The 11,113-nt window shown below is 74.4% G+C and carries 11 protein-coding genes; 2 read left to right on the top strand and 9 right to left on the bottom strand.

What is annotated here, in order from left to right:
- Positions 1-259: 259 nt before the first annotated feature.
- The 6 genes from OO54_RS40005 to OO54_RS40030 form a co-directional block, all read right to left on the bottom strand.
- Complete coding sequence (locus OO54_RS40005; RefSeq protein WP_078905612.1) at positions 260-1,339, bottom strand: glycosyltransferase family 4 protein; 1,080 nt, start codon at positions 1,337-1,339, stop codon at positions 260-262.
- Positions 1,340-1,481: 142 nt separating this feature from the next.
- On the bottom strand, positions 1,482-2,210 hold the full coding sequence (locus tag OO54_RS40010) for a hypothetical protein (protein WP_033212446.1): 729 nt from the start codon (positions 2,208-2,210) through the stop codon (positions 1,482-1,484).
- On the bottom strand, positions 2,207-3,949 hold the full coding sequence (recN, locus tag OO54_RS40015) for a DNA repair protein RecN (RefSeq protein WP_033212448.1): 1,743 nt from the start codon (positions 3,947-3,949) through the stop codon (positions 2,207-2,209). Before recN ends, OO54_RS40010 begins: the two co-directional genes overlap by 4 nt.
- 86 nt (positions 3,950-4,035) lie before the next feature.
- Positions 4,036-4,959, bottom strand: a complete 924-nt coding sequence (locus OO54_RS40020) for an NAD kinase (protein ID WP_017241531.1) — start codon at positions 4,957-4,959, stop codon at positions 4,036-4,038.
- Complete coding sequence (locus tag OO54_RS40025) at positions 4,956-5,771, bottom strand: TlyA family RNA methyltransferase (protein ID WP_017241530.1); 816 nt, start codon at positions 5,769-5,771, stop codon at positions 4,956-4,958. The genes OO54_RS40020 and OO54_RS40025 overlap by 4 nt, the downstream gene beginning before the upstream one ends.
- 7 nt (positions 5,772-5,778) lie before the next feature.
- The gene (locus OO54_RS40030; RefSeq protein WP_033212451.1) at positions 5,779-6,039 is read right to left on the bottom strand and encodes a hypothetical protein; all 261 of its coding nucleotides are present in this window, start codon (positions 6,037-6,039) and stop codon (positions 5,779-5,781) included.
- Positions 6,040-6,081: 42 nt separating this feature from the next.
- Between OO54_RS40030 and OO54_RS40035 the strand changes: the two genes are divergently transcribed.
- On the top strand, positions 6,082-6,429 hold the full coding sequence (locus OO54_RS40035) for an SCP2 sterol-binding domain-containing protein (protein ID WP_033212454.1): 348 nt from the start codon (positions 6,082-6,084) through the stop codon (positions 6,427-6,429).
- Here the strand turns inward: OO54_RS40035 and OO54_RS40040 are convergent.
- Positions 6,418-7,296, bottom strand: a complete 879-nt coding sequence (locus OO54_RS40040; protein WP_033212456.1) for an ABC transporter ATP-binding protein — start codon at positions 7,294-7,296, stop codon at positions 6,418-6,420. The two genes, OO54_RS40035 and OO54_RS40040, sit on opposite strands and share 12 nt — an antisense overlap.
- A gap of 97 nt (positions 7,297-7,393) precedes the next feature.
- Entirely contained in the window at positions 7,394-8,479 is a 1,086-nt protein-coding gene (locus OO54_RS40045; RefSeq protein ID WP_200146626.1) for an HAD hydrolase-like protein, read from the bottom strand.
- 82 nt (positions 8,480-8,561) lie between these two features.
- On the opposite strand from OO54_RS40045, the gene OO54_RS40050 reads away from it, so the two are divergent.
- Positions 8,562-9,857, top strand: coding sequence for a DUF1015 domain-containing protein (locus OO54_RS40050; RefSeq protein ID WP_033212458.1), 1,296 nt, complete (start codon positions 8,562-8,564; stop codon positions 9,855-9,857).
- Between the two features lie 66 nt (positions 9,858-9,923).
- Here the strand turns inward: OO54_RS40050 and OO54_RS40055 are convergent, their stop codons facing one another.
- The gene (locus tag OO54_RS40055; protein ID WP_033212460.1) at positions 9,924-10,751 is read right to left on the bottom strand and encodes a tetratricopeptide repeat protein; all 828 of its coding nucleotides are present in this window, start codon (positions 10,749-10,751) and stop codon (positions 9,924-9,926) included.
- Between the last annotated feature and the right edge of the window lie 362 nt (positions 10,752-11,113).

The following is an 11,113-nucleotide window of genomic DNA, read 5'->3' on the forward strand; positions in this document are numbered from 1 at the left end:
GTATCGGCGCGGGTCCAGGCACAAGGGGCGGAGGCGCCGCCAAGCGCGCCGTCCCGTGTGCCCACCCGTCCCGCCCCAGCGGGACGATTGCCCACACGGAGGTGCGGCGTGGCAGCCCACACGACAGCAGCCGAAGGCCCACCCGGGCGCGGGTCCCACAGAGGTGGGCGACAGCCCAGGCGGCGGGTCCCACGGGGGAGGGCGACAGCCCAGGCAGGGGCGGGCCCAGGGAGGGGCTCGGGAGCTCCCGGCCGGGAAGCTAGCGGTACGCCAGTTCGTCGTAGACGCTCAAGACGTGCGCCACGGTCTCGTCCTCCGTGGGCCACGACCCCGCCTGCACCCTCCCCGCCGCCCCGAGGTCCATCCGCCGCTCGACGTCCTCGAGCAGCAGCCGGACCGCGCGCGCGAGCGCCGCCGCGTCGCCGTACGGCACCAACTCCGCCGCGTCGCCGACGAGTTCCGGCACGCCGCCGACGGCCGTCGCGACGAGGGGCACGCCGAGCCGGAGGGCTTCCTGGGCGAGCAGGGAGCGGGCCTCCCACCGGGAGGGGAGGACGGCGACGTCCGCCGCGGCGAGGAGCTCGGCGACGTCCTCGCGACGCCCGATGAGCCGCACGGCGAGCCCTTCTGCCGCGATCCGCCGCTGGAGGAAGGCCCGTTCGCGCCCTTCCCCGGCGATGACGAGCAGCGGCTGCGGGTCGAGGTCGCGCCATTCCCGCGCCGCGTCGAGCAGCGTCCGGTATCCCCGGCCTCGTTCGAGCGCCCCGACGGCCATGAGCAGGGGCCGGTCGACGGCGCCGAGTTCGGCCCGGGCCTTGCCGTCGTGGAGGCAGACGGGGCCGCGGGCGGCGGGCACGGTGACGGGGGCGAGCCGGGCGTCCCGGGCGCCGCTTCGCCGGGCCCGGTCGACGAGTTCGGAGGAGGTGGCGAGGACGACGGCGGCGGCGCGCACGGTCCGGCGCTCCAGGAGCCGCTGCAACCCGCCCTGCGCCCCGTCGAGGTGGCTGCGGCTGTGCCAGGTGGTCACCAGGGGCGCGTGGCCGCCGCCGGTCAGCGCGAGCGCGGCCCGTACGGACGCCTGCAGCCCGTGCGCGTGGACCACGTCGGCGCCGATGGAGGCGTTGCGGAGCGCGGTGACGGCCGCGGGGTCGCCGAGGCGGGGCAGCGGTACGAAGTGCGCGCCGGCGCCGAGGTAGTCGTAGAGGCGGTCGTGTCCGGCCGGGGCGCACACGGTCACCCGCACACCCCTCGCCACCAGCCCCGAGGCAAGTGATCGGACGTGCGCGCTGCTGCCCGCGCTGCCGCCGCCCAGCACTTGGACCGTACGGAGCTGTGTCACGCGCCCTAGGATGCCAGTACGCGCCCCTGACCGTACGCACGTTCCGGCACCGAAGTGACGTCGTTCCCTTGTGCGGAACGCGTCCGGCGTACGGACTCACCTCATGGGTTCACCCACTCGGGTGAGCGCGCGAAGACCCGCCTCACTCCCCCCTGGTGCGCCGCTCACTCCACACGGCCGCCGCGACCAGCCCGGCCGCGTGCGCGGCGAGTCCGAGCCGCCCGTTCCCGGCGGCGATGGCGCCACCGACGGCGGCGCCGAGCGCGTGCGCGCCCGTGTCGCCGAGCATGGCGACCTCGCCGAGGTCGTCGCCGAGGACCGCCGCGGCCGCGCCCATCGGCGCGGCGGCGAGAGACCCGCGCAGCAGCCCGGGCGCGCCGAGCGCCAGCACGGTCAGACCGGCCCGCCCCGGGCGTACGTCCACGAGGTTCACCAGGTGCGCGGTGCCGGCGATGACGACTCCGGCGAGGACCTTGTCCACGGACTTCTCCTTGAGGAGGGCCCCCGCGAGCAGCGACGCGGCGCCGACGCCGAAGAGCTTGACGGCCCCGCTGGTGACCTCGCCGTCCCGCAGCGCCGCCAGATGTGCCCGGAAGCCGCGCCGGTGGTCGCCGCGCAGGTCGTCGTACCGACCGCACACGGCCGCGGCGGCGACGGCCAGGGCCGCTGCCGGGGCCGCGGGCAGGACGGCGGCGGCCGAGCCGAACGCGCAGGCCGGACCGGCCTGGAGGAGCACCGGACGACCCGCGTGGTTGGTCCGCAGCCAGTTGTGGGGGTTCCCCGGCGGCCGCCGCCTCAGCTGCCCGTACGCGAGCCGGGTCGCGCCGAAGGCGGCGGCGAAGGTGCCGATCCGTCCGGGGACACGCGTCACGCGTCCGCCCGGGCCGTCGCGAGCAGCTCCTCGGCGTGTGCCCTGGCCGTCTCGGAGTCCTCCTGGCCGGCGAGCATCCGGGACAGCTCGCGCACCCGCTCCTCGCCTTCCAGGACGGTGACGCCGGAGCGGGTGACGGAGCCGTCGTTGGTCTTCTCGACGAGCAGCTGCCGGTCGGCGAAGGCCGCGACCTGCGGGAGGTGGGTGACGACCACGACCTGCGCGGTCCTGGCCAGCTTGGCGAGCCGGCGGCCGATCTCGACGGCCGCCTTGCCGCCGACGCCCGCGTCGACCTCGTCGAAGAGGTACGTCGGCACCGGGTCGACCCCGGCGAAGACGACCTCGACGGCGAGCATCACCCGGGACAGTTCACCGCCGGACGCGCCCTTGGCGATCGGGCGCGGCGGGGCGCCGGGGTGCGGGGCGAGCAGCAGCTCGACCTCGTCGGCCCCGGACGGACCGTAGGCGACCCGGCGGCCGCCGACCTCCACGCCCTCCGGGTCCTCGGTCTGGCTGATGTCGAACGACACGCGCGCGTGGGGCATGGCGAGCGACGCGAGTTCGGCGGTGACCGCGTCGGCGAACCGGTCGGCCGCCTCCGTGCGGGCGTCGGTGAGCCGCTGTGCGAGGACGGACAGCTCGTCGCGCAGCCGGTCCCGCTCGGCGGTCAGCTCCTCGATGCGGTCGTCGTCGCCGTCGAGCTCTCCGAGCCGGCCCGCGCTCTCCTCCGCCCAGGCCAGCACGGCGGCGATGTCCTCGCCGTACTTCCGGGTGAGCTGGGTGAGGGCGGCGCGCCGTTCCTCGACGGCGGCGAGCCGCAGCGGGTCGGCGTCCAGGTCGTCGGCGTACCCGGCGAGTTCGGTGGCCACGTCGCCGAGGAGGATGGAGATCTCCCCCATCCGGTCGGCGAGCGCGGCGAGGGCCGGATCGTGCGACCGTACGGCTTCCAGGGCCCGGCCCGCGCCCGCGACGAGCGTGGTGGCGTCGACGGACTCGGGGTCCTCGGGGTTGCCGGCCAGCGCGCCGTGCGCGAGCGCGGCCGCGGAGGCGAGGGCCTCGGCGTGCCCGAGCCGCTCGGCCTCGGCGGCGAGTTCGGCGTCCTCTCCGGGCAGCGGGGCGACGGCCTCGATCTCGCCGAGCCCGAAGCGCAACAGATCGGCCTCCTGGGCGCGTTCCCTGGCCCGGGTGGTGATCTCCTCCAGCTCGCCGGTGACGGCCCGCAGCCGCTTGTACGCGTCCGCGTAGGCGCCGAGCGGCACGGAGACGGCCTCGCCCGCGTACCGGTCGAGCGCGCCGCGCTGCCGGGCCGGCTTGAGCAGGCCCTGCTGGTCGGTCTGGCCGTGGACGGCGACGAGTTCGTCGGCGAGTTCGGCGAGCAGCCCGACGGGCACGGAACGCCCGCCGAGGTGGGCGCGTGAGCGTCCCTCGGCGGAGACCGTACGGCTGACGAGCAGCACGCCCTCGTCGAGCTCCGCCCCGGCCTCTTCGGCGCGTACGGCGGCGGGCGCGCCCGCGGGCACGCTGATCCGCCCCTCGACGACGGCCGACGCCGCCCCGATCCGCACCAGGGCCGGATCGGCCCGGCCGCCGAGCAGCAGCCCCAGGCTGGTCACGACCATGGTCTTGCCCGCACCGGTCTCACCGGTCACCGCGGTGAAGCCGGGCGACAGCTCGACCACCGCGTCGTCGATGACCCCGAGCGACCGTATCCGCATCTCCTCCAGCACGCCCCAGACCATACGAGGTTTCCCCGGTCCGACGCGACATCGCCCCCGCGCGTAACCCTCCGGTGCGCCGATCGTTCGACGTCCCGGAGTGCGTCAGGTCAGTGCGGCGCGCCCCGCCAGCCCGATACCGGCAGGGCGAACTTGGCGACCAGCCGGTCCGTGAAGGAGGCGTGGTGCAGCCGGGCCAGCCGGACGGGCACGGCGCCCCGCCGCACCTCGACGCGCGCACCCGCGGGAAGCTCCACGGTCCGCCGCCCGTCGCACCACAACACCCCGTGGGGCGTGTGCGGCTCGACCTCGACCGCGAGGACCGACTGGGGGGTGGTGATCAGCGGCTTGGCGAAGAGCGCGTGGGCTCCGATCGGGACCATGAGCAGCGCCTCGACCTCGGGCCAGACGACGGGCCCGCCGGCCGAGAAGGCGTACGCGGTGGATCCCGTCGGTGTCGCGCAGATCACCCCGTCGCAGCCGAAGCCGGTCACCGGGCGCCCGTCGATCGCGAGGACGACCTCCAGCATCCGCTCCGGGGACACCTTCTGCACGGCCGCCTCGTTGAGCGCCCAGTCGCGGTACAGGACGTCGCCGTTCTCGTACACGACGACGTCGAGGGTCATCCGCTCCTCGACCTCGTACGCCTTCGTCACGACCCGGTCGACGACCTTGTCGAGGTCGTCGCGCTCGGCTTCCGCGAGGAAGCCGACGCGCCCCAGGTTGACCCCGAGCATCGGCACGCCGGAGGCTCGGGAGAACTCGGCGCCGCGCAGCAGCGTGCCGTCCCCGCCGAGGACGACGAGGAGTTCACAGCCGTCGAGGGCGTCGGAGCAGGCCTCCGGGACCCTCTCCACGGACGGCGGCAGGGGTAGGTCCGAGGCCTCGGCCTCCAGGACGCGGACGCCGATGCCGCAGCGCAGCAGCCCCAGGACGACCAGTTCGGCGCTGCGCACCGCGGCCGGCCGGCCGGTGTGCGCGAGCAGGAAGACGGTACGGGTTGTTGCCTCTGATGGTGCTGCCGTTGAGCTCAACGAGGTCCTTCCGCCACGGCGCGGTCGACATCCGCCGGATCCAGCGCGGGCGCGCCCGCCCGCAGCCACAGAAAGTACTCGACGTTGCCGGAGGGACCGGGCAGGGGGCTGGCGGTCACGCCGAGGACGCCGAGCCCGAGTTCGGCGGCCCGCCGGGCCACGTTCTTCACCGCGTCGGCGCGGAGTTCGGTGCTCCGCACGACTCCGCCGGTGCCGAGCCGCTCCTTGCCCACTTCGAACTGCGGCTTCACCATGAGGACGAGGTCGGCGTCGGGCGCCGTGCACGCCGCGAGCGCGGGCAGGACGAGGCCGAGCGGGATGAAGGACAGGTCGCCGACGACGAGGTCGACCGGGACCCCGTCGATCGCGTCGAGCGTCAACTCGCGTACGTTCGTGCGGTCCTTCACGGTGACACGCTCGTCGCTCTGCAGCGACCAGGCGAGCTGCCCGTAGCCGACGTCGACGGCGACGACATGGGCGGCGCCCGCGCGCAGCAGGACGTCCGTGAAACCGCCGGTGGAGGCTCCCGCGTCGAGGGCACGCCGGCCCTCGATCCGCAGCCCCTGCGGCACGAAGGCCGCGAAGGCGCCGGCGAGCTTGTGGCCGCCGCGCGAGACGTAGTCGGGGTCGGAGTCGTCCTGGACGACGACGATGGCCGCGGCGGTCTCCACCTGGGTGGCGGGCTTGGTGGCGACGGTCTTGCCGACGGTCACCCGGCCCGCGGCGATCAGCTGGCTGGCGTGCTCGCGCGAGCGCGCGAGTTTGCGCCGGACCAGCTCGGCGTCGAGACGGCGGCGTGCCACTCCTGCCACGTTCGGTTCAGCTCCTGTTGTCGTACGGACGGGGGGCGGGGTGCGCGTCGAGCGAGGTCAGCTCCGCGCGCAGCCCACGGTGTACATCCTCGTACACCTCCAGGTGTCCGTCCGCCGGGAGGTGGTCCACCTCCGCGAGACGCGCCAGGTGGGCGTCGACGGGGGCGTGCCCGGTGAGCTCCCGGTCCAGGCCGAGCGGTGCGGGTCCGGCGGGCTCGTACGGCTCCTCGGCGGCCCGGTCGGCGAGGCCGGGCATCTCGTCGTTCATGCCCCGACGCTACCGCGAAGCCCTGGGGTACCGTCGACGTCGATGGCGACGATCACGGAGTGCCGCGGCGCACTGGACAGACTTTCGGACAACCTCGCGCGGGCGGACGACGGCGTGCGGGGCGCGGCCGCGCTCGACCGCACCCTGAGCTGCCACATCACGGACCTCGACACCACCTTCACGGGCCGCCTCGCGGACGGCCGGATCGAGGTGCTGGACACCGTGCAGGGCCCGCCACCGGCCAAGGCGCAGATCCGGCTCGCGATGTCCGGCGACGACCTGGTGGCGATGGTGGGCGGCGAGCTGAACTTCGCGAAGGCCTGGGCCTCCGGCCGGGTCAGGCTGGAGGCCGGCATCCGCGACCTGATCAGGCTCCGCTCACTGCTGTAGCGCGGGCTCCTGGGCCGTCGGCTCCTGGGCCATCGACTCCTGCCCCTGCGGCACCACCCGCCGGGCGCGTGCCTTCCGCCCGGCGGGCACGACCAGCGGCGTCCCCGTCTCCGGGTCGTCGATGACCTGGCAGCGCAGCCCGAAGACCCGCTCGACGAGCTCGGCGGTCACGATCTCGGACGGCGGGCCCTCGGCGACGATCTCGCCCCCGCGGACGGCGATGAGGTGGGTCGCGTACCGCGCCGCGTGGTTGAGGTCGTGCAGGACGGCGACGAGCGTGCGGCCCTGCGTCTCGTGCAGCTCGGCGCAGAGGTCGAGGACATCGATCTGGTGCTGGATGTCGAGGTACGTCGTCGGCTCGTCCAACAGCAGCAGCGGGGTCTGCTGGGCGAGCGCCATGGCGATCCAGACGCGCTGGCGCTGACCGCCGGACAACTCGTCGACGTACCGGTCGGCCAGCTCGGCCACGCCGGTCGCCTCCATCGACTCCCGGGTGATCCGCTCGTCCTCCGGGGACCACTGGCGCAGCAGTCCCTGGTGCGGGTAGCGGCCGCGGGCCACCAGGTCGGAGACGGTGATGCCGTCGGGGGCCACGGACGTCTGCGGCAGCAGACCGAGGGTCTTGGCGACCTTCTTGGCGGGCATCGTCTGGATGGACTGCCCGTCGAGCAGGACCCGGCCCGTGCTGGGCTTCAGCATCCGGGAGAGGGCGCGCAGCAGGGTGGACTTGCCGCAGGCGTTCGGCCCGACGATGACGGTGAAGGAGTTGTCGGGGATCTCGACGGACAGATCACGGGCGATGACCCGCTGCTCGTACGCGAGGGTGACCGATTCCGCGCTCAGCCGCTGCCCCTGCCGACCGTCCATGCCCGTGCTCCTGATGTCCGTCAACCCAGAAAGAGTTAGGTTAGCCTACCCAACTTTTCCTGCTGCGGGTCCTCCCCGACTCGCCCCGCCCCGCAGCTCACGCCCCCAGCCGCGCCAGCACCTTCCCCGCGTCCGGCACGCCCGCCCCCGGCACGTCCGCCGCCGACCACGCGGCCCCGCACAGCGCCCGCACGGCGTCCATCACGTCCGTACCCTCCGGCGCCCCGGCCCCCACACCCTCCAGGACCAGCTCACCGCCGCCGACCGAAGCACGCCACCCGCCGCACACGCACCCGCCGTCCGCGTCCACGACCACCTCGGGCTGCCCCACGAGCAGCCCCCGCAGATCGGCGGCGACGTACGTCGGCCGGTGCTGCGGCACCGCCGCCAGGAGCTGCGCCACGTCCGTCACCCCGGTCAGGACGAGCAGCGAGTCCACCCCGCCGTTGAACGCACCCTCGATGTCCGTGTCCAGCCGGTCCCCGACCACCAGCGGCCGCTTCGCACCCGTCCGCAGCACCGTCTCCCGGTGCATCGGCGGCAGCGGCTTCCCCGCGACCTTCGGCTCGGCGCGGCCACCCGTCGCGATCCGCACGACCTCCACCGCCGCCCCGTTCCCTGGCCCGATCCCCCGCGCTCCGGGAATCGTCAGGTCCGTGTTCGACGCGTACCACGGCACCCCGCGCCCCACCGCGTACGCCGCCTCCGCGAACCGCGCCCACGGCATCCCCGGACCGCCGTACCCCTGCACGACCGCCACCGGCTCGTCGTCCGCCGACTCCACCGGCACCAGGCCCCGCTCCCGCAGCGCCACCCGCAGCCCGTCGCCGCCGACGACGAGCACCCGGGACCCCGGCGGCACGTCGTCCGCGATCAGCCGCGCCACCGCCTGCGCGGAGGTCACCACGTCTCCGGCTTCCGCCGGCACCCCGAGCTCGGTCAGGTGCGCCGCGACCTCCTCCGGCGTCCGCAGCGCGTTGTTCGTGACGTACGCCAGGTGCATGCCACCGCCCCGGGCCTCGCCGAGCGCCTCCACGGCGTACGGCACGGCCTCGCCGCCCGCGTACACGACACCGTCCAGATCCAGGAGGGCCGTGTCGTACGCCTCGCTCAACGGCACCGCGCTGCCGCCCGGACGACTCCCGCCGCCGTCCCGCCGTCCCTGGCCGATCCGCACCGTCACCGCTCACTCCTCACATCACCGGGTGAAATTCCCCCGCTCCCCCGATCATCGCTCATGGCCACCGCCCACATACGATGACGAGATGAACACCTCAGGTCACGCGGCCGCCGACGTCCGCGACGACGCCGGAGGGCTGCGCCTGGCCCCGTTCCGCGGACTCCGTTACGTCCCCGAGCGGGTCGGCAGCCTCGCCGCCGTGACGTCCCCTCCCTACGACGTCGTCGTACGACCTGACGGGCTCCTCCATCTGGAGTCGGCCGACCCTCACAACATCGTCCGGCTGATCCTCCCGCAGGCCATCACCGCCGGCACCCGCCACCGCAAGGCCGCCGTCACCCTCGACCGCTGGCTCGCCGACGGCATCCTCGCCCCGGACCCCGAGCCCGCGCTCTACGTGTACGAGCAACAAGGCGACGGCATCCTCCAGCGTGGCGTCATCGGCGCCCTGGAGCTCTCCACCCCGGACGCGGGCGTCGTGCTGCCCCACGAGGACGTCATGCCGCACGTCGTCGAGGACCGCGCCGCCCTCATGAGGACCACGGCCGCCAACCTGGAGCCGCTGCTCCTCACCTACGTCGGGGACGACGACGGCGGCGCCGCCGCGGTCATCGAACGCACCGTCCTGCGCGAACCCCTCCTCGCCACGACCACCGAGGACGGCTTCCGGCACCGCCTCTGGTCCGTCACCGACCCCGCCGAACTCGCCGCCGTCGCAGGCGACCTCGCCCGGCACCAGGCCCTCATCGCCGACGGGCACCACCGCTGGGCGACCTATCTGCGCCTGCGCGAGGAGCACACCGCCCCCGGCCCCTGGAACTACGGCCTGGTCCTCCTCATCGACACCGCCCGCTACCCGCTCCGGGTCCGCGCCATCCACCGCCTCCTGAACCGCCTCCCGGTCGCCGACGCCCTCGCGGCCCTCGGCGACTCGTTCCGGGTACGCCGCATCGAGCAGCCCCTCCCTGCCGCCCTGGAGGCCCTGGAGGCCGCCGCGGCCGACGGCAACGCCTTCCTCCTCGCCGGCGACGGCGCCTTCCACCTCGTCGACCGCCCCGACCCCGCCCTCCTCGAGCGCACCGTCCGCACCGACCGCCCCCACGCCTGGCGCACCCTCGACGCGACCGTCCTCCACTCCACCCTCCTGGACCACGTCTGGCACATCCCGGACGCCCCCGAGGACATCGCCTACATCCACGACACCCAGGCCGCCGTCGCCCAGGCGGAACGCCGCGGCGGCACCGCCGTCCTCATGCACCCGGTACGCGAGGACGTCGTCCGCGACCTCGCCCGGCAGGGCGTCACCATGCCCCGCAAGTCCACCTCCTTCGGCCCGAAGCCCGCCACCGGCCTGGTCCTGCGAAGCCTCGCTCTCGACTGACACCGCCCACACAACGCAGAAGGGCGGCACCCCACGGGGTGCCGCCCTTCTCATCGTCCGACCGCGTCAGCCCTTGTCGCCGCCGCGCTCGCCCTCGACCTCGTCGTCCTCGTCATCCTCGTCGCCGTCGAACTCGACATCGTCGCCGTCGAACTCGTCCTCGTCATCGTCGAGCTCGACATCGTCGGCACCGACGCCGGCCGACGCCTCGACGTCGTCGGTCTCGTCGACGTCACCGGAGCCGTCGAGGTCGTCGGACTCGTCGAACGCGTCGACGAACTCGACACCGTCCATCTCGGCGAGCCGGTCCGACGCGTCCGTGGCGCCGTCCTTGTCGGACTCCAGGGCCTTCGCGAACCACTCCCGCGCCTCGTTCTCACGGCCGGCGGCGAGCAGCGCGTCGGCGTACGCGTACCGCAGGCGCGCGGTCCACGGGTGAACGGCGCTGGAGGCGAGCTCCGGGCTCTGCAGCGTCACGATCGCCGCGTCGAGCTGCTCCATGTCCCGGCGGGCGCCGGCGGCCACGAGCCGCATCTCGACCTGACCGGCCTTGTCCAGCTTCTGCACCTCGGGCTCGCCGGCCATCGCCAACGCCCGCTCGGGCCGGCCGAGGCCGCGCTCGCAGTCGGCCATGACGGGCCACAGCTCGACACCACCGCTCATCCGCCGCGCGGCCCGGAACTCGGCCAGCGCCTCGGAGTACTTCTGCGTGGCGTACGCCGCGAACCCGGCCGCCTCACGCACGGCCGCCACACGGGACGCGAGCCGCAGTGCGACCCTGGAGTACCCGTACGCCTGCTCCGGGTCCTCGTCGATCAGCTGCGCGACCATGACGAGGTTGCGCGAGACCTCCTCGGCCAGACCCTTCGGCAGGCTCATCAGCTCCTGCCGCACGTCCGGGTCGATCTCCTCACCGGTGACCTCCGGCGGAATCGGCAGCCGCTTGATCGGCGCCCGGTCACTCCGCTCCCGGTCGAAGTCGCGACCCCCACGGTCGTCCCTCCGCCCGTAGCCACCACGGTCGTCCCGCCCACGGAACCCACCCCGGCTGTCCCCACCGCGGTCGTCCCGACGGAACCCACCGCGGTTGTCGCCGCCACGGTCATCGCGACGGAAGCCACCGCCACGGCTGTCGCCGCCACGGTCGTCACGGCGGAAGCCACCGCCACGGCTGTCGTCCCGACGGTCATCCCGCTGGTACGAAGGCCGCTCGTCCCGACGGAACGACGGACGCTCGCCACCACGGTCGTCACGAC

This window comes from Streptomyces wedmorensis (genome assembly GCF_000716445.1).
Lineage (GTDB): Bacteria > Actinomycetota > Actinomycetes > Streptomycetales > Streptomycetaceae > Streptomyces > Streptomyces wedmorensis.